Here is a 19,888-nt window from a genome sequence, read left to right as displayed (position 1 = left end):
TATGAAGATCAAAGCAAGTATCCTGTCCGGAGTGGTTGCGACGCTGTTCCTATCCGTCGGAACCGAAAGGGCAGGTATCACCGAAGGATTTCAGATCGGGGACTATGCCCCGGCGATCATCCTTCCGGAGTTCGGAGGTCGCGCGATCGACTTCCGAGAACATGCCGGACAGTACACGTTGGTGAACTTTTGGGCGGCCTACGATGCCGAATCCCGCGTTCGCAACATACAGCTCCGGAACAGTGTAAAAGAGCTGGATTCTTCGCTCCTGGCAGTGCATTCCATTTCGATGGACGAACGGAAGTCCGTATTCGAGGGTACACTGAAGGCTGACGGCTTGGAGAAGACGAATCAATGGAACGATCGAAGAGGAAAATCCTCAGCACTGTACAAGATGTACGGACTGGAGAAAGGCCTGAGGAACTTTTTGATTGACGACAAGGGCGTGATTGTAGGCGTCGATCTTAGCCCCCGCGAAGTGATCCGGATCGTGACCGGAAACCGTGTAGCAAAAGCAAAACCCATTACGAACGACAGAAAGGAGTTGTCCCACCGCATCAGGCGGGACAACTCCTTTCTCTTTTTAGGCACCTCGCACGGCCCCCAAGTTGCGCGAGCCAGATCAGCGGAACCTTCTGACAAACTCCTCCATCAGCCCTTCGCGAAACGAAGGGTGCGCAATGGCTATCAGACTGCGGGCACGCTCGCGTAAGGTCTTCGCCTTGAGATGCGCAATGCCATACTCCGTCACCACATAGTCCACATCATTGCGCGACGTTGTCACCGCTGCACCCTGAGACAAGAAGGGCACGATCCGCGACACCGTCCCATGCACCGCCGTCGATGGCATGGCCATGATCGATTTGCCACCGGGCGATAGCGACGCGCCGCGCACATAGTCCACCTGACCACCCGCACCGCTAAACTGACGGAGACCGATCGTCTCCGAGTTCACTTGGCCCATCAGATCCACCTCGAGGCAGGAATTGATGCTCACCATACGCTCGTTCTTCATAATCACAAACGGATGATTCACGTGATCTACCGGATAAAGCGCTACCTCCGGGCATGCGGCCGCAAACTCATACAGCCGACTGGTGCCAAGAAGGAACGTCGCCACGTGTTCGCCCCGATGCAACGTCTTGCGACGGCCGTTGATCACGCCCCGCTCGATGAGATCGATCACCCCATCGGCAAGCAGCTCCGTATGCAGTCCCAAGTCGTTCTTTTCCGTCAGGCTGTGCAGCACCGCGTCCGGTATGGCGCCAATGCCCAGCTGCAGCGTGGAGCCATCCTCCACCAGCTGCGCGCAGAATTGCCCGATGGCCTCTTCCACAGCGCCAATAGCCGGCGGTGGCGCCTCGGGTAACGCCCGCGAACAGGGCACCACATAATCTAACTCTGAGATGTGGATCGTGTTTGTCCGACCAATGCGCGGCATCTGATCGTTCATCTCTGCAATCACCACGCGAGCCGCTTCGCATGCGGCCGGCACATAATCGCACGCCGGCCCGAAGCTGCAAAAGCCCTCCGCATCGGGCGGAGAAACCTGCACCACCGCCACGTCGACCGGCAGCAGACCGCTGCGGAAGAAGTGCGGCACCTCGAAGAAGAAACACGGCATGTAGTCCGCCCTATTCGCGGCCACCGCCTCACGCGTTCCCGCACAGACAAAGGCGGCGCAATGCCTAAAATGCCGCTCCATACCTGCCGACACATAGCCGACTGTACCCGGGCGCAGCATGTGAAAAATCTCAACATCAGCATACTCCTCACGACGTTTCAGGAGCTCTTCCGGCACGACCTGAGGAATCCCTGCGCCCTGCGAGAAGACCACCCGATCACCGTTACGTATCACCTGCACGGCCTCTTCAACCGTCACCGTCCGTGTGGAAAAAATCTCTTTTCTATCCATACACGTATCTTTCAATGGTTGTTGTGTTTGTGTTTCGTTATAAATAAGTCGTGGGATAAGATCGAGCTACCCGAAGGCATCCGCACCCTTTATGTCACTTTATATCACGGCCGCGCTCGCCGCTCGATTCATCCCGAAGCGAGTCGGTAAGTCTGATCCTCAATCGTTGCAGGTCGCGTGCAGAAAAGGGCAGAAACAGCAAGTACCCGGTATACCGACGGCTGACACGCACCCCCACGACCTTCGCGGCCGATCGGCCGTCCGTAGGCCTCCACGTCTCCCCCTCCGCTCCGTATGTGCTGAGGGGTAGCCACGTAAGACTTTTCCGGACGACGCGGAATTGAGCGCGCGGCTCGATCTTCCCGTTCGACTTTTCTTCTTTTCACACAGGCGCCCGCGCTCCAATCCGTCTCTTTCGCTGTCACCGAATGGATCCCCTCTTCTGGGGGGTGGGAGCGCTACGTCCTGTTCGTGTACCGGCGGCTCTCGCCTGCCGGCTCATCTATATGCTGAAATCCTATGTCAAATTTCCCTGCTCGCCTTTCCTCAAACAGGAAATGAAATCGGAGTCGGCAGGTCTTCTGACTTGTTCCCGATCCCGCGGGGCCTTCCCTTTTCGTGTGGTACGAAAAAGTGACGCTTGCAGAGCGGGGTCGCTTTCTAAAGAACTTACAGCTGAGGACGCAGTCCCGGACTTTCACCGGGTTCCCTTTTCAGTTCGACAGTCTGGACTGTTGAGCATCGAATCACCAACTCGGGGGCAAATGTAAAAAAAGGCGCATAAGAGCAACCAGCCCTATCCGAATATTTCATGCCCTCAAAAACGATCCGTTAGGCGGAAAAACGAGTAGCCGAAGCCCCAAAAACGGCTTGCAAAGCGGCCGCGGAGTGCTCCAAGGACACCTCTCGCCCTCGCGCAGGCCATCCGCAGTTTGTCGCGGGCCCGCTTTTTTCTGCGCAAGTCTCAAACCATAGTCCGGCAAGTCCTCATTTTCTTTCTCAGGTCTAAACGCCCCCGTTTTCACTCATTCGGAACTTCCCGAAAGTCTTTACTCATCTATTCCAATCATTCGGGAACCTCCGATCCTATATCAGTGCATGTATCAATTATTCGGAATCTCCCGAAGCATTCTACATCTATGATACAAGCCTTCGGGAATCTCCGATCCAATTAAAGCGCTCATTTTATCCATTCGGATAGATCCGAATCTTTATATTATCGATTTTCTCCATTTCGGATTCTTCCGAATCGTTGCTATCAAGTATCTTATTCTTTCGGAAGATTCCGAATCCTATAAATGTATGGTTTTAATTGATCGGAAACTTCCGGAGACTTGTAATTGGATGAGTAATCCGATCGGAAGTCCCCGAATCTATGTGACACATATTCAATACGCTTCGGGAAGTTCCGATTGATGGGAGCAATATGTAATAGGCTTTCGGAAGATTCCGAACGGATAAAAATGAGGGCGTTTAGGCCTGAGAGAAAAAGAGAGGGTGTGTCGGAGAGGTGCTTAAGATCTTCGCGAACGGATCGGGGGCTGCGGAGTTGTGGTTGGGATGTTCGGTGAGCCGAAAAAGGCTGGAGGAGTTGTCGTTGAGACCTTCGGCGAGCCGAGAATGGGCCGAGGAGATGTGGTTGAGGTGTTTGGTGGGTCGAAAAAGGGCCGAGGAGATGTGGTTGAGATGTTAGGTAAGCCGAAAAAGAGCCGCGGGGATGGCGTTGGGGGCTTCGGTGATCCGAAAATGGCTGGCGGAGTTGTCGTTTAGGTCTTCAGTGAGCTGAAAAATGGCTACGGGGATGGTGTTGGGGTGTTTGCCGTGTCATTTTGGCATAAAACAAAGAGAGGCGACGCCTTTTTGGCGCCACCTCTCTCTGATTTTCGGGCCACGGGTGGGTTATTCCACGTAGCGGACTTCGGGCGTGAGGAGGATGCCGAAGCGATCGCTGACGGTGCGGCGGATGCGCTCGGCAAAGAGGGCGATCTCGTCGCCGGTGGCGTGGCCGTGGTTGACGATGATGAGCGCTTGGTGTTCGTAAACGCCGACTTCACCCTCGCGGAGGCCTTTGAATCCGCAGCGCTCGATGAGCCAGCCGGCGGGGATTTTGACGCGTCCGTCGGGCGCAGGATAGGACGGGATGTCGGGGTGGAGAGCGCGGAGGGCGTCGAACTGGGCGCGGTCGACGAGGGGGTTCATGAAGAAGCTGCCGGCGTTTCCGAGGCGTTCGGGGTTGGGCAGTTTGCTGTGGCGAATGGCGCCGACGGCCTCGCGAACGTCGCTGACGGTGGGGCTGGTGAGAGCGCTGAGGGCGTCGCGTAGGGGGGCGTAGTCGAGGCGAAGGACGGGGCGCTTTTGGAGTCGCAAGTTGAGGTGGGTGACGATGTGCGGATCGCGCTGTTCGTCCTTGAAGATGCTATGGCGGTAGGCGTATTGGCAGGCGTCGACGGTGTAGGTGTGGGGCTCGAAAGTGAGCTGGTTGAAGGTCTCGACGCTGTCGACGACGTCCTTCAGTTCGACGCCATAGGCGCCGATGTTCTGGACTGCGGCGGCGCCGGCTTCGCCGGGGATGTGGGAGAGGTTTTCGATGCCGCCCCAGCCGCGGCTGACGGCGTAGCGGACGACGTCGTCCCAGGGTTCGGCGGCGCCGATACGGAGGATGACCTCGGTGTCGGTCTCGCGAGCGACACCGATGCCGCGGATGCGGGAGTGGACGATGATGCCGTTAAAGTCGGCGACAAAGAGGAGGTTGCTGCCGGCGCCGATGTGGAGGGAGCGGAGCTCTTGGAAGTATTCGTCGCGGAGGATGCGACCGAGCTCGTCTTCGTTGTCGTACTCCATGAACCAGCGGGTGCGGACGGGCAGGTGGAAGGTGTTGTGATCCTTGAGGGAGAAGTTTTTTTCGATGCGCATGTCAATGAATATGTGTGTGTTTCGGATGAGGATAAAAAAAGGATGCCGGCCCGTGGTGTGGGGCGGACATCCTTGTTTATGGTCGTTTGGGCTCAACTACCCCGGCCATGGGAGATCAATAGGTGCGTTCCAAAACCCATGCGTCCTGGAAGTTGGGGCGATACTTCGCGCGGATGGCGTCGCGGCTCTTTTCGGCCTCAGCTTTGGTTTCAAAGCTGGTGACGATGACGCGGAGCATGCCTTGCTCGTTTTCGCCAAGGACGGGGGTGTAGCCTTCGTTCTGCATGCGTTCCTTGAGGGAGAATGCGTTGGTGCGGTTCTTAAAGCTGCCGACTACGACGCTGTAGAGCTTGATGGCATCGGCGTCTTCACCCTCTACGGGGGTGATTTTCTCTTGTCGTGTCTCGCCGGAGTCTTTCGACTTGGTTACGGGGGCGATCTCTTCGTCTGTGGGCTCGTCGCTTGATATCTCGCGTTCCTTGGCCTGCTCGTAGGCTGCTTTGTAGGCGCTCTGTTTTGATTTGCACGAAACGGTGCCGATCGCAAAGACTAAGCAAAGAGTAACTCCTAACAATCCTATCCTTTTCATATCTGTTTGATGTTATTTGAATTAACGGGGGCAAATATAGAAACAAATTCCTCTTTTCGTGGGTGAAATGTCTTATAGGGAGCGGCTTTGGGGGCCTTTCGTAGAAGATTTTACTCCTACGGTCGGTCACTCTTTGGGGGCGTGAAAGAGGGAAAAATGGACAGCGCCATAGGTGCGCATTTCGGTGAAGAGGGGGTGGGTGGAGAAGTCGTACGAGCCGGGATGTTCGAGGATGAAGAGGCCTCCGGGGCGGAGCAGATCGCGGCCCAGAATGGCTTCGGGGAGCTCGGGTAATCGGGGGAGGGCGTAGGGGGGATCGGCAAAGATGAGGTCGAAGGGCGGGGCTGTGCGGAGGTAGCGGAAGGCGTCGCCACGGACGAGTGTGAAGGTGCCCGATGGGGGGGCGAGGCGGCGGGCCACGTCGGCGATGAAGGCTGCGTGCGTGCGGTCGGACTCGACGGCTGTGACGCGACTGCAGCCGCGCGAGAGCAGCTCGAAGGCAATGCTGCCGGTGCCAGAAAAGAGGTCGAGGGCCTGTGTGTCGTCCCAAGTGACGAGGTTTTCGAGCACGTTGAAGAGGTTCTCTTTCGCAAAGTCGGTGGTAGGTCGGGCGGCGAATGTGGACGGGACTTGGAAGCGTCGTCGGCCGTAGATTCCTCGGATGATTCTCATGTGTTCGTGGTGGGTGTGACGGTTAGACGACCGACGGTGGCTGCGCGATCATCAGCGCGATAGAGCGTCTGAATGGCTTCCACGCGGATGTCTCGGAGGTAGGTCTGGAGTTGCTCTTTGAGGTCGAAAGCGACGGAGGCGACGGCCGATAGGGTGAGCGTATCGTTGCGTTGGTCGAGCTCGAGCTGTTTCCAGACGTAAAGCAGGTAGTACATCATGTCGTCGTGGTTCTCGACCTCGAATCGGTTGACGAACCGCAGGACGCCCCGATCGAAGCAGGCAACGTCCATCGTGCGGTCTTGGACGACGGCGTACATGTGGGCGTGAAGTGCACGTAGACTCCGTTCGTGCCACCCGATGAGCAGTGAGGCGAGGGTGTGCTCCCAGTGTGCAGTGGGGAGTGTTTGGGCGATGAAATCGTGCATATCGCGCCTCAGACCAAAGAGCAGCACGGACTCCAGTTCGCGCAAGGGTTGGGCGACAACGGTCTCGACGGGTGTGGCGAAGGTGAAGCGATAGAGGCGCTCTTTGGCTTCGTCTTCGTAGATCGCCTCGGGCACTATGGTGTAGTTCGGTTCGGAGGTAATGATGCGGACGGCGGCGTAGGGATAGCTGAGAAAGGGGTGTTCACGGAAGAGATCCCGGAGTGTCTGGAGGGGGGAGCGAGTGACGTCGACCTCCGTTTCTTCACAGAAAAAGGATCCCTCGTCCGAAGGGATCCCACCGGAAAAAGAAAGTCCGCCCGGCCAAAGCCGGACAGACGTTCTATATCCTTCTGAATTACTCGCGGTGAGCGAGTCGGGAACACGAAGGCTCATTCGATACTTCTGGCGTAGGAGTCTCGGTAGGATTATTCCCAGTTACCGGCGTTGTTATTGATCTCCGTCACGGAACCCACCTTGAGCCCCTCGTACTTGTTCATCTTGCGCATTTTGTCCTTGAGGTTGGCCAGTTCTTTCTTGTTGAGGTCGCCCAGATAGACATCGTAAGGAACGCGGCACTCGAAGACTTTCACCGTATAGCCAGAGGAGGATTCGAGGGTGGCGGTGTCCATCTGGAACTTAGCGTTCACGCCCTTGACGGGGATATACGCGAGGGAGTCGACGTTGAAGTCGCGTCCCAGCAGGGTGTCTTTGGCTGACACCCACATCGTGTCACGACGGAAGTTCTGGAGGCCATTTCTGATCACCTCGTCATTGTTGCCGGTCTGGCGGGCACGGCGTACGATCTCGGCGGCTTTCTTTTCGGTCAGCCCCTTCTCCAGCTGTTCGTCGGTCAGCACGCCTTCCTTGATGACGAAGGGCAGCTTGGATTCGTTCAAGAACTTGGCCAGCTCCTCGAAGGATCCAGCATGGCGTCCGTTCCTGTTTTTATACTCGATCTGAGCCGTCCGAATATCGATCAGGCGCTTCTCGATGGCTGATTCACGCGCTGTCCGCTCTTTGTCAAACTCAATCGGTTCCATGATACTTCTGTAGCACATGTATGCCAGCAGCACAACCGCCGCAGCCAATAATACCTTCAGTGTAACTCTCATATCTGTATATTCACTTTGATTGTTAGAATGATTTTATTGCTGCAAATGTATGATTCTTTTCAAAGGTCTACCTTTATCCCAAAATATTCATCTGACATGGTCGACAAGTACATATACAAGAAGATTTCGGAGTATTTCCCGTATGAACCTACCGAAGAGCAGCAAAAAGCGATCGCTGCGATCGCTGCTTTTGCTGCGGATACGACCCCAAGATCGCTGTTGATTCTTAGGGGATACGCCGGTACGGGCAAGACGTCTGTGCTGGGAGCTGTGGTGAAGGCTTTGCATGCCATGGAGCGGCCAAGCGTGCTGCTGGCACCTACGGGCAGAGCAGCGAAGGTGTTCGCCGAATATGCGGAGCGTGACGCCTTTACGATCCATAAGAAGATCTATCGCCAGAAGTCGTTCTCGAACGATTTCGGCAGCTTTTCGTTAGGAAAGAACCTACAGAAGAATACGCTCTTCATCGTCGATGAGGCGTCGATGATCTCGAACGAAAGTGCGGGGCAGAACGCCTTCGGGAGTGGCCATTTGCTGGACGATTTGATTGAATACGTCTACGAGGGCCAGGGGTGTCGGCTGATTTTGTCGGGCGACTCGGCGCAGCTGCCACCGGTGATGCTGCGGGAGAGCCCAGCACTCAGTGCAGAGCGACTCAGGGCGTACGGGATGGAGGTGCATGAGGTGTCGCTGACGCAGGTGGTGCGGCAGGATGTAGACTCGGGCATCTTGTTTAACGCCACGCGGATCCGCAATGGGCTGTGGCAGTCGGAGACGACGCGTTTCCCGGTGCTGAGGGTCGAGGGGTTTCCGGACATTCGGAAGGTGACGGGCGAGGATCTGATCGAAGAGATTGCCTCGGCTTACAGTCGTGATGGGGTGGACGATACGATCGTTGTCTGCCGGTCGAACAAGCGTGCGGCACGCTACAACAACGGGATCCGACATTATATCCTGGACCGTGAGGAGGAGATCGAGCGGGGCGACCGCCTGATGGTGGTCAAGAACAACTACTACCGATGGTCGCAGGCGAAGGATGCGGAGTCGAGCTTCATTGCCAACGGCGAGATCGTGGAGGTGCTGCGTGTGCGACGTGTGACGGAGCTGTACGGGTTTCACTTCACCGATGTGTTGGTTCGGTTTCAAGACGATGCCGCGGAGGTGGAACTGCGTGTGCTGACGGAGACGCTCCGGAACGAGTCGCCCACACTACCGCGTGAAGACAGCGACCGCCTCTTTTATGCCGTGCTCGAGGATTACAAGGAGGTGAAAACGAAGGCGGCGCGGATGAAGAAGATGAAGGAAGATCCGTATTTCAACGCCGTGCAGGCGAAGTATGCGTACGCCATCACGTGTCACAAGGCCCAGGGCGGACAGTGGCGCAATGTGTTTCTGGACATTGGCTACCTGACGGAGGAGATGCTGGGCGAGGACTTTTATCGCTGGCTCTACACGGCCGTCACCCGCGCCACGGGGCGGCTCTACTTCGTCAACCTGCCGCCGGCCTTTGAGGATGGCGGACGACACGGGGAGGCGGCCGAAGATTTCTGACAACGATCCTACACTACACGAACACTTACACACACAAAACATACAACAATGGAAAATAGAGAGATTACCCCAAAGAAGAAATGCCCGTATTGTGGCGAAGAGATTCAGCCGGATGCTGTGAAATGCAAGCATTGCGGCGAGTGGCTGACGAAAGAGTCGGCGCCAGTACCACCTCCAACAGAGGATCAGCCTCCTATCGAAAACAAGTCATCGGCGCCTGATACCAACACTCCCGCCCCCCACAGACGAAGGATAAAGCCCGTTGTGCTCTGGGCAGGACTCATCGCCGTGGTGGCTATAGCCGCCATTGCCTTAGCTCCCTCCGAAGGGCAGCATAGGGAGCGCATCGAAAAGGCGGCCATCGCATGTGTCGAAAAGAAGATCAGTAGCTCTTTAGGCGCTGTCGGAGGGAGTGCGTTAAGCCCCATTTCTTCGATTGCTTTCAACGTAGAACTGGTTCAGCAGAAGATCCGGGAGCGCTTGGAGCAGGAGAATCGGATCGAGGTGGAGAACCGCGTGTTTTGGTCGCAGGGGCGCATCTATAATCAGCTTCACCCCTACGGCAAGATGGTCAGCTTCGGCTGCTTTGGCTTCGTCTTTCCTTCGATCGAGTGGGAGGACATCGCCCTGCTGTCCCAAGCGGAGCGGGAGGATATTTCTCGCTTCCTCAACCCGCCGTCAGCCCAAGCCGAACAGCCACTGACGCCCCCCGCTACGGCCCAAGCGCCTACGGGAACGACGGGCATACGTCAGCTCTATCACGGGGTGATTGAGGGCGACATCGACGGGAAGAACCGGATCGACACCTTGCGCTGTGAGTTCGATCTCTTTTTCGAGGATCGGGTGAATGAAGAGGGCAAGCTGATCGTGAATGGCACGTACAAATACCCCCGATATGGCGGACGCGCCATCACACTGAGCGGCACGTACGATCCGAATACCGATCTGCTCGTGCTGGTGGAGTATTACAAGAGTGGCAAGCCGAACTGCACCATGCGAGTCCAACGCACCAGCTATGGATTCGATGGCATGTTTATCCGCAAGAATGGCCAAACGTTGTCGCTAACCATGACACAATAACCCCCGTGCCACGGGGCGGCTCTACTTCGTCAACCTGCCGCCGGCCTTTGAGGAGGGCGGAGCCACTGTAAAGGAGTGACGACACCACGTTCCGAACCTATTGGAATACGTTAGGGAGGTGGTCGGAATACGTTCCGAACCAACTATTCCCCTCAAAAGCAGAAGTCCCGATATCGAAGCAAGTGGACTGATTGTTAGGCAGAAAGGGGTCGATATGCTTCCGGTTGCGTCGAGCGGAAAAGGCAGAAAAGTGCGGATCCGAGCAAGAGTTCGGTTACTAAACCGTTACCCTGTCTGGTGGTAGGTAACGATGGTGCAAACGCAGGTAACTGAACCTTTCTTGCACATGGTTCTTTTGCATTGATATACAGGAATCTGCACAGGTAACGGGCGCTTTGAACCGGGTAATTTTGCCCACAGTTTTCAAAGCGTATGGATGACATGAAAATGAAGGTGTTGCTCTACCTCAAAAAGAGCAGTCGCGACAGGTCGGGCAATGCGCCGATCATGGGACGGATCACGCTGGGACGTTCCATTGCACAGTTCAGTTGTAAGCTGTCCTGCAATCCCGATTTGTGGAACCCGCGCGAAAGTCGGATGGACGGGAAGAGCCGCGAGGCGGTCGAAGTTAATGGACGATTGGACAACCTCCTTCTTGCAGTTCAGACCTCCTATCAGTCCTTTCTCGCCAAGGGCTCACCATTTGACGCAACGGATATCAAGGAACATTTCCAAGGCAGCGTGCAGAGTCGAACTATGCTATTGGAACGGTTCGACGGCCTGATCGAGGACATGGAGGAGCACGTCGGGATAGACATCAAAAGAGAGTCTTTGGTCTTGTATCGTCAGACAAGAATGAGGCTGCAACAGTTCATTCGGGCGAAGCATAACGCTTCCGACTTGACCTTTTCGCAGCTCACGGAGGACTTCATCAAGCGGTTTGAGCAGTTCGCAACCGGAGAGGTTGGGCTGAAACAAAGCACCTGCTACAACATGGTCATCCTTGTCAAAAAGGTCTGCAAGTTGGCGTATCGAGAAGGTGCGGCAGACACCTTGCTATTCGACAATGTGCATGTAGATAAGGGAGACAGTCGACTGCCCAAAGCGCTCGACAAGGACGCGTTAGACAAGTTAAAGGCGCTCTGTTTTGACGGCTGGGAGATTGACTTGGAGACGGCGCGCGATGTGTTTCTTTTCGCCTGTTACACTGGCGCCGCCTATTGCGATCTGATGGCGCTGAATCGTGAGTATCTTGTCCGCGACGATGAAGGCGCCCTTTGGCTGAAGTTCAACCGGCAGAAGACGGGCGTCCTCTGCCGTGTAAAGCTCTTGCCCGAAGCACTCCGATTGATGAACAGACTGTCTGATGAGGGAAGGAACACGTTACTTCCTCACATCAATTACATGACCTATCAATCCCACCTGAAAGCCCTCCGACTGCGGGCCGGTATCGCACTACCCTTCACCTCGCACACCGCCCGACACACCTTCGCTACGCTCATCACCTTGGAACAGGGAGTACCCATTGAGACCGTCAGCAAGATGCTTGGACATAGCACGGTGCGCATGACCGAGCGATATGCGAAAGTCACTCCCCAAAAGCTATTTGAAGAGTTCGACCGCTTGATCGCCTTCACCGAAGACTTACACCTGACCATTTAACTGAAACCGATATGAGAAGTACATTCAAGATCCTGTTCTACATCAACAGACAGAAGACGAAGATAGACGGCAAGACGGCCATCTTTTGCCGCGTTACCATCGATGGCAGGAGTGCGGTGATGACAATCGGCGAGGAATGTCTGCCAGATGAATGGAACAGCAAACAGGGTATAACCGGCGAAAAGAAAATCAACCAACGCCTCGCTGCATTCAGGGAGCTTGTGGAAAAGACTTACTCGGAAATGCTCACGAAGGACGGCGTGGTCAGTGCAGAACTGCTCAAGAATCGTTTGCAGGGTGTCGCGACAACTCCAACCACCCTTTTGGCCATGAGCGAGGTAGAACTGCAATCCGTTAAGGCATGCGTAGGCAAGTCAAAGGCAGAAAGCACTTACCAAAACCTGACCTATTCGGACAAGGTGCTTCGAGAGTTCGTGAAGGAAAACGGAGGGCGAGACATCCCCCTCGCAGGCATTACGGAAGATCTGTTTGAGAACTTCCGCTTCTTCCTCAAAAAGCGCGGCTTGGCGACATCGACCATGAACAAACACCTCTGCCGATTGAGTCGGTTGATGTATCGCGCGGTAGACTTGAAAGTCATCCGCTGCCATCCTTTTGAGGATGTTGTCTACGAAAAGGAGGAAAGGAAGATCCGCTTCTTGCAAAAGAGCGATGTGGCCAAGATCATGGCGCTGAAAGTAAACGACAAGGAAGCGGAGCAGGCTCGGCAGATGTTTCTCTTTTCCTGCTTCACCGGACTGGCCATTGCGGATATGGAGCGCCTGAAATTTTCGCATATCCAGACCGCGGCCGACGGCCGGAGGTATATCCGTAAGGAACGACAGAAGACGAAAGTGGAATCTGTCGTGCCGTTACATCCGATCGCGGAGGAGATCCTTAGCAGATGCCGAGAGGAACAAACGGTGAAAGGAAAAGGCGACGACCTCGTCTTCCCACGCTGTTGCGGCCGCAGTGTGATGAATAGCAAACTGAGTACTGTGGGGCTGGCGTGTGGCGTCAGGCAACGACTGTCTTTCCACATGGCTCGTCATACGTTCGGAACGCTGTCACTCAGCGCAGGCATCCCGATAGAGAGCATCGCCAAGATGATGGGCCACGTGTCCATATCCAGCACGCAGATCTATGCGCAGGTGACGGACAAAAAGATCTCGGAAGACATGGACAAGCTGATCCAAAAGCAACAAGCGGCTTCAGTGTGATCCCCTGACGGCCGCCCTAACATGCCTTTTTCCCTTTCACTGATTCTATCTTACTACATGACTACAATGGGGGTAATACAGTGAAAGAAGAGGGGTTGAGGTATAGTCAGGTGTAGTCGTTGTAGTTCCAGCGAATCGATAATGAGTGCAGAAAAGAGGGATGCACGGTGTTGATGGAGGACTTTTTGTCGAAGAAGGAGAAAGCAGCCAAAGCTGATAATAGATTGATAATGAAGTTTAGGAAGTATCGATGGCAAGTGTGCTCTGTTTGACAAACGATCTTTGAGCTGATCATTAACCGTCTCGATCAGAGATCTTTTCGGAGCATAATCTTTTTATATTAAAGCATTAAGACATTCTTCATCCCTTCTTCAAACGTGTCCGCAAGGTGGATTCCGTCAATAAAAAGTTGTTTGAAGAGATTCTTTGAGATATCCTCCTGTCTCCGAAGAGCTTACTCAAATATTCATTTATGGAAGCCCAGATGTTTCAAGGAAGTCCTGTTGTTCACATTACCCGGAGTAAGAGAGACCTGAGTAGTTCTCCCTTGTCATTGATGATCAAGTGAAGTTTGAATCCATAGAACCGGCCTATTGTATTTTTCACATAGGTGGATTTGTTAAATTGTTTACGCAACTTTTTCATTTTGATATAACAGTGAGCGTAGGGGGTAGAATCGATAAAAGAAATGCCGGTACCTTGCTCTAGGGCTTTCATTTTCAAGAAGGCAAGAAGGGGCATACAAATCTTTCGCTGGAGTTCTACGAGGCGGTTGTAAGACCACGGTGTGAGGAAAGTCTTTCTTCTCATATGTTCGGACAGAGAGATGGAAATGCTTTAGATCTCAAAAAGAGGAGGAATGGAAAAGGATAACAATCGTCATCACCTCGCTACCGGACATAGTAAATTTGGGGTTCCTCTGTTTCTTTGGGGCAGGGCAACCGTACCAAAATGGCTGTAGACTCAGGATGCGCGTGTTTTTGCTCTCCATACCCCTATGGAGATCAAAATGACACGTGATTTTACCCCAAACACGACCGTAAATGGGCCGCGCACGCTGTGCGGAGCAAACCAAATAATTGTGGGGAAGCAGAAGCATGTTTTTGATGCGGTTGCTCTGTTCTTTAGGGTCCTTCTTCCAAGGATGGACTTTTGATTACAGTGTCGTCTTCTTTAAAGAAGTCGTCGACGATATAGTTGATCTCTACAGTTTTATTGGCGGGAATCATTATGCAGCTCACTCTTTGTTATCAACATATAAAGAAACAAACTATCCCTTGATTTCCGCGTCTTTTTGCACCCTTTTCTTACGTCGAACTCACGTTGACTAATAAATACACTCTTAAAGATCAACCGTTTTCCCACGGAAGTCTTCTTTCATTATGGATTTAATTAATGATTATGCTTCCTGTATTATTCTCTACATACACGGACTTTTCTCCGTTCTGAATAGTTTTACGGATCATAGTTGGCTGTGTTTCACCAGTAGGAATAACCCCCTCATCAAGTTTAACAGTCCTATAGGGTGTTGTTTTCTGAATCTCCTCCATAAGTAGAGCAGCATCGTTCTCTAACAGTGTTTTAAAAACGCCTGTATTAATGTGAACAATGTAATACCAAAACTCATCCAGAGCTTTTATGATGGCGTTAATTTTACGAAGCTCATCAATGATATAATCAGAGCTGCCCACCTCTGTCTGCATTTGAGCAGAAGCTTCAACTTTCTGCTTCTGCCAGTAATCTTTTATTTCTTCAAGGCCTTTCCGATTCCTAGATATTGGCGTTATATCAACAATGGGGAACACCCTCTCCATTACGTCTGATTTCTTGAAAATCTCTGTCATCTCAAACATACAGTCTATAGATTTCAGATAAGATGCTGTAATGAACATGATAACCCTAACCGCAGTTCCTATCTCTTTTTCATATTCAACAATATCATCCCGATATTTAATATCCTGTAGATCTATCGAGTATTCGATATTGTTCTTTTTTAGGCCATTTTTAATGGCTTCCAATGCTTTGCTGTAAGAGCTGTCGTGTTTATAAGAAATGTACACTTTATTCAATCTGCTTGCCGTAAACATATTTTCAATCCCTCCTTTTTTAACGATTTATTTATTGCAGAACCACTCTTTAATGTTAGTACATTCTTCCGTGTGGAAATAACAACTATCGTATCATCAATGTGAGTGAGTGCTGCATCGAATATATCCAAGTCTTCCGACTCTATGCATGATAAATCTTTTTTTCTAACACATGCACCACAGTTTTTCTACCTGCACTGAAATGTTTCAAGGTTTGAATTGCCAAACTATAGATGATGACATCTCTTATACGGTCATCCGCAGTCATTAATTGCTACTTTAGAAAATTGACGCCACTATCATCCTGGCACTGATGGCTCAATCCAACTATAAGCAACTCGAAGACGTTCCCCTTAGAAGCTGGAATAAGCTTTCCACTAACGTATTGATATGAGCTGTTTCTCCTGATATACGCCTCAATGTCCTCATCTGTCAAATCCGTATCAAGCAGATACAATCCAGATGACAATTCTGGATTCATCAACAGCTTGCGGAGTTGCTCCTCCCCATAAGCCTTATTCATTATCTAGTTTGTTGATGAAATTGGTTATCAGGTACTTGTTACTCCGATTTTTCATGATGGCATCTATCAAGTCCATGGCGTGCTCCAATGTTTCTTGATCATTATTGTGATTGAACGACTTAATGCCATTGTACGATTGGATAAGCACGTCTACCACATGATTCAAGATAAAGTAGTCATCAGGCAATTCACCTGCAAGGATCTTGTTTAGCCATATCAGCGTCTGGACAGGGTCTCTGATTGCATAGCTCACCAAGAACTCAATGAAAACTTGAATCTTATGTTTACTTACGGGTGAAGCCACAAATGCATCTGCTATCTTACGCTGAATATCATCATTCCAATCTTTTGCATGATAGAAAAGGTTGTCACAGTTTTTCCCCATTTCAGGTGTATCAAACTGCAGTTCCATAAAATGGAGAATATAGCAAATGGCATCCTCATTCATCCTCTGGCCAAGAGTGGACAAGAAGTTCAGCAAAGAAATTCGTGCCTCTTGGTCTTTCTCACACATTTTGTCAAGAAGTACCTTGATGGACTTGTCCCTATTGTTGTGCGTCCAGGCCAGCCATAGTATGATGACTTGCTCACGATAACATTCAGGGCAGTCTGCTGCATGGCTGAAGAATTCCATCAGTTCGCCAACGGCATAATTAACAAAGTACACAAGTGGATTATAGTTGTGTATAGGCATCGCCATTAGCCTAGGATTAAAGTCATACATCAATTTCTTAAAAAGCTCAACGTTCCTGCTTTTGTCGAGAAAGTTGAGCGTCGCCATGTTCAAAAGTATTGCCGCCCTTGTATAAACGGAAGCCGTCCCTGCAATTCTTTCTATGGTTCGGAATATATCTTCCTTATATTTATCCTCCTTGGCGCACTCTACCAGCATGTAACCGGCATTGCCTCTAGCTTGGTTAATTCCCACGTTATAAACCTCCTTCTCTTCCTGATGAATATCCTCTTCAGGTTCCTTGGTGTTGAGCAGTGCATTGCAGAGCAACTGAAACACAACCTCTGGAATTTGATCCATTTTGGGTATATCATTCAGAGCAAATAGCAACGAGTGCAGGCTAAATCCTCTTTCTGTGGAGTTGACATCATTGCAAATCACATCAAGTATGCGCTTTAGAACATGCATGGCATCGTCCAGTCGTTGGGCATCCAATAAACCTTGCATTCCGGCTTGTGGATAAGTCAGAAGTATGCGGTTGTCATTTAGTAGCGTATTTATCAGACCAATAAACTTGTCTGGATTTTTTTTTACAACAGCTCTGAACAGATTGCATTGCCCAGTCAAAGATGGTTTATTCCAATCCATAGGATCATTCGTATAGGTCAGCATAGATTTGTGCCATGTCTCAGGGGACATCTTCAAGCCTTGGTCTTCCCTCAATGAGGTGTACCCTATATGGCTTGACATGCTGGAAGGCTTTTCATTCTTCAGTCGGGTCTCATTGAATTTCCTATCAATTCTTTGTCGCTCTTGATAGGCTTGCCAAGACAACCTCCGCAGTTCCTCTTTATGTATAGCATACAATGCTTTACCCTTATGTAAATCAATATCAAGCAATGGATGACCATATTGTAGTCTTATCTCAACTATATCCTTGAACAGTATGTATTCTCCCCGGTCATCTATAGACAGAATTCTGCTTATTACTGCTAACTTTTGCTCATTATTCCATAGCGAAAATGTTACTCTTAATGCCTCCACAGCCTGATACTCCACCAAACTCGGAGCATTAGAGAGGACAGAACGCTTGGTTATGAGGTTATAAATGTCGTTCTTGAACTTCTCAGGATGCTCAGTATAGACATATAAGGCAATGAAAACGAATCCCTCATGTTTACTCTTACTAAATTCTGCTATACATCGTCTGACTCTCTCGTTATCAATGTCTTTCAAAAAGTCATCTATAAGGATATTCGTGGCATCTTCTGTGAAATTTGAACCAAAACAACTTCCTGCCACCCTCTGAAAACAATAAAATTCCGTAGATTTGTTTATTTCACTACCAGAAAGATTAAGTTTTGACTTATCATAAACGATCGCCAGGATGTCCACCAAGAGTTGAATTCCTATATCATGATGACTTTTTAGCAATTCTTCGTATAGATATGCAACTTTGCGATCAGCTCCAATCCTATAAACATACTTTAATTCCTTCTCTAACAATTGCAGTCTGATATTCTCTTTCAACTCCTGACAGACAAAATCTGGGTTATCCTTCATGATATTCTCCAGAAGATATATATGCTCGAGAGGAAGTCTGCTTTTAACCAGTCTATTATAAAAATCTATCAGTTTCTCGCTACCACAATTCAGATTATGATACTGAAGCAGATTGCTCAAATACTTACAGTCTTCTTCGTCTCTAAAATCAAGTGTTGCATCTAACTTATCAAGAACAATCTCAGCACCAAGCCCAAGGGTTCTCTCGCACATTAGCATAGTTTTCTCTTTATAACTCTTGCTTAAACTCTTCCATCCACCTTTACAGTCTATAATTTCCCAAATGGTCTCGAACCAGTTTGGTGCAAATACTGACTCAAATAAAATATCCATAAAAACCTCATCCGGAAATATCTTACTTGAAATTAGACTTTTCTCCTCTTGCAACGGCATTTCGAAATACGCCATATTGCTCAGAATCAAAGATTTTAGATGATAACGGTAAGTATCTTTACCATCCTTATTTTTAGCATAGAGTAGTTGGTCGATGATATGGATATACTCTTTTGGGTTCTGTTCGCGAAGGAAAGTTAATATACTCTTGACTGCTGCTCTGGAGAACAATCCCTGGTGCTGTCCTCTAAGCACTTCCAGTAAACTGTCACCCTTTTCCGTAAACCTGCGTGCGTATACATAATCAAATAACGTTTGATGGAAGAACTGTATCTGATTGCTCTTCATCTTTAACAATAGTTCGTGAGAAAACAGGTATTGTAACTCTGCACTAAAGTTGGTTTCAAACAACCTGATATGTACGGACAATTCTTGGTCTTTATACATGGTTGCAACTAACGCATCCAGTAAGGCTAAGAGGCTGTTTTTATTAACCTTTCTCACACTATCATCAAGTATATATTTCCTCCATAATTGGTGGTAAAGCAAGTTCGTTGACAATGGGTCTGTCAGTTGTTCGTCTGGCTTTACCATTAAGAACAAATACAGTTGCAGAGGATTCCCCAAGAATCGTAGAAGATTGTCATTCATACGTTCCTTGCACTTGTTCTTTCTAAGAATATCCTGAATCTGTTCTTCTGTAAACTCCTTCAGTTCCCACTTGTTTTTTATACGTAGCCTATTCAATAATGGGTCATATTCCAAGTCATACGGTCTGCAAGAGATAACTACACGAACGTTTGGGATATTTTGTGTTCGATTTATTAGTTCTAGGAGAGAGCGTAATGGTGTACGGTTGGAAGAGAGTGATAAAGACAGTGCATCAATCTGGTCTATCAGCAGTATGACCCGTTTGTATTGATTGGCCATTTCTTCTACGACAGTCTCTATCGGCTTGGCCAGATGAATATTCTTACGAAATTTATCAGTATCTACAAACTCTACCTGATCAGACTTTAGACCAAGTACCAGATAGTCCTTATTTGCCTGCAACTCTTCAAGCAGGTCATGCATCACAATCGACTTTCCGATACCTGCTTTTCCATACAGTAATGCCAGTCTGGATGAACATTCTGCAGATGACTTTCTTTCGATCCAATCTTTTATCTGACAGACCTCCTCTCTATGGATGGCAGGTTGTATGGTCGGTGTGTAATTCTGTAGTTCGTATGACCCCTTATTAAAAGCAGTAGAGGCCTCCTCTACGTAGTTATTATCTATGTAGATTTGACCTTCATTATTCTCTATATAAATTGGCGTTACACCATTTTGATTAATGGTTCCTTCTTTCATGATTACTTCTCCTTATTATGCTAAAACTTTACATGAGACTCATCCATTTCATACAGAATCAATCATGATGTCACTATGTCATAAACACCCTCCTGTTACTATCCTTCTCGTCTCGTTCCATGGTACTTCTTATGAATCAATTTATCCAACTGTACCTGAATCGTGGTAATACTACCCCTGTCCAAGCCTCCCATATCCATATCAGAAGCTGTTTGGT

14 protein-coding genes and 1 riboswitch are annotated in these 19,888 nt (G+C 50.2%); of the genes, 5 read left to right on the top strand and 9 right to left on the bottom strand.

Annotated elements, in window-relative coordinates; genetic code table 11:
- Position 1: 1 nt before the first annotated feature.
- Complete coding sequence (locus C7123_RS03110; protein WP_083206947.1) at positions 2–712, top strand: TlpA family protein disulfide reductase; 711 nt, start codon at positions 2–4, stop codon at positions 710–712.
- Here C7123_RS03110 and C7123_RS03105 read toward each other — a convergent pair.
- The 6 genes from C7123_RS03105 to C7123_RS03075 form a co-directional block, all read right to left on the bottom strand.
- On the bottom strand, positions 623–1,915 hold the full coding sequence (locus C7123_RS03105) for an acetyl-CoA hydrolase/transferase family protein (RefSeq protein WP_037984758.1): 1,293 nt from the start codon (positions 1,913–1,915) through the stop codon (positions 623–625). The genes C7123_RS03110 and C7123_RS03105 overlap by 90 nt on opposite strands.
- 554 nt (positions 1,916–2,469) lie before the next feature.
- Positions 2,470–2,684, bottom strand: a riboswitch (cobalamin riboswitch).
- Positions 2,685–3,814: 1,130 nt separating this feature from the next.
- The gene (murB, locus tag C7123_RS03095) at positions 3,815–4,828 is read right to left on the bottom strand and encodes a UDP-N-acetylmuramate dehydrogenase (protein ID WP_069175739.1); all 1,014 of its coding nucleotides are present in this window, start codon (positions 4,826–4,828) and stop codon (positions 3,815–3,817) included.
- A gap of 115 nt (positions 4,829–4,943) precedes the next feature.
- Positions 4,944–5,417, bottom strand: coding sequence for an SPOR domain-containing protein (locus tag C7123_RS03090; RefSeq protein WP_037984751.1), 474 nt, complete (start codon positions 5,415–5,417; stop codon positions 4,944–4,946).
- Between the two features lie 126 nt (positions 5,418–5,543).
- Complete coding sequence (locus C7123_RS03085; RefSeq protein WP_069175738.1) at positions 5,544–6,089, bottom strand: RsmD family RNA methyltransferase; 546 nt, start codon at positions 6,087–6,089, stop codon at positions 5,544–5,546.
- The gene (locus C7123_RS03080; RefSeq protein WP_107490580.1) at positions 6,086–6,907 is read right to left on the bottom strand and encodes a DUF3822 family protein; all 822 of its coding nucleotides are present in this window, start codon (positions 6,905–6,907) and stop codon (positions 6,086–6,088) included. Before C7123_RS03080 ends, C7123_RS03085 begins: the two co-directional genes overlap by 4 nt.
- 32 nt (positions 6,908–6,939) lie before the next feature.
- Positions 6,940–7,626, bottom strand: a complete 687-nt coding sequence (locus tag C7123_RS03075; RefSeq protein ID WP_069175736.1) for a hypothetical protein — start codon at positions 7,624–7,626, stop codon at positions 6,940–6,942.
- Between the two features lie 96 nt (positions 7,627–7,722).
- Between C7123_RS03075 and C7123_RS03070 the strand changes: the two genes are divergently transcribed.
- The 4 genes from C7123_RS03070 to C7123_RS03055 all read left to right on the top strand — a co-directional run bounded on the left by C7123_RS03070 (position 7,723) and on the right by C7123_RS03055 (position 13,139).
- The gene (locus C7123_RS03070) at positions 7,723–9,177 is read left to right on the top strand and encodes an ATP-dependent DNA helicase (protein WP_069175735.1); all 1,455 of its coding nucleotides are present in this window, start codon (positions 7,723–7,725) and stop codon (positions 9,175–9,177) included.
- A 48-nt stretch (positions 9,178–9,225) separates the two neighbouring features.
- Positions 9,226–10,257 carry a zinc ribbon domain-containing protein gene (locus C7123_RS13290; protein ID WP_083206946.1) on the top strand — a complete coding sequence of 344 codons (1,032 nt, stop codon included), beginning with the start codon at positions 9,226–9,228 and terminating at the stop codon, positions 10,255–10,257.
- Positions 10,258–10,689: 432 nt separating this feature from the next.
- Positions 10,690–11,919: a site-specific integrase gene (locus C7123_RS03060; protein ID WP_069175733.1), complete on the top strand. Its 1,230-nt coding sequence runs from the start codon at positions 10,690–10,692 to the stop codon at positions 11,917–11,919.
- An 11-nt stretch (positions 11,920–11,930) separates the two neighbouring features.
- Positions 11,931–13,139 carry a site-specific integrase gene (locus C7123_RS03055; protein ID WP_069175732.1) on the top strand — a complete coding sequence of 403 codons (1,209 nt, stop codon included), beginning with the start codon at positions 11,931–11,933 and terminating at the stop codon, positions 13,137–13,139.
- Positions 13,140–13,646: 507 nt separating this feature from the next.
- Here the strand turns inward: C7123_RS03055 and C7123_RS13590 are convergent.
- The 3 genes from C7123_RS13590 to C7123_RS03035 all read right to left on the bottom strand — a co-directional run bounded on the left by C7123_RS13590 (position 13,647) and on the right by C7123_RS03035 (position 19,671).
- Positions 13,647–13,856 carry a transposase gene (locus C7123_RS13590; protein ID WP_394365932.1) on the bottom strand — a complete coding sequence of 70 codons (210 nt, stop codon included), beginning with the start codon at positions 13,854–13,856 and terminating at the stop codon, positions 13,647–13,649.
- A 671-nt stretch (positions 13,857–14,527) separates the two neighbouring features.
- Positions 14,528–15,226, bottom strand: coding sequence for a toll/interleukin-1 receptor domain-containing protein (locus C7123_RS03045; protein ID WP_083206945.1), 699 nt, complete (start codon positions 15,224–15,226; stop codon positions 14,528–14,530).
- Between the two features lie 515 nt (positions 15,227–15,741).
- Positions 15,742–19,671 carry an NACHT domain-containing protein gene (locus tag C7123_RS03035; protein WP_069175728.1) on the bottom strand — a complete coding sequence of 1,310 codons (3,930 nt, stop codon included), beginning with the start codon at positions 19,669–19,671 and terminating at the stop codon, positions 15,742–15,744.
- Between the last annotated feature and the right edge of the window lie 217 nt (positions 19,672–19,888).

The sequence above is a fragment of the Tannerella serpentiformis genome, assembly GCF_003033925.1.
Taxonomy (GTDB): Bacteria; Bacteroidota; Bacteroidia; order Bacteroidales; family Tannerellaceae; genus Tannerella; species Tannerella serpentiformis.
Note: the sequence above shows the minus strand (reverse complement) of the source record. Positions and strands in the feature narration are given on the sequence as shown.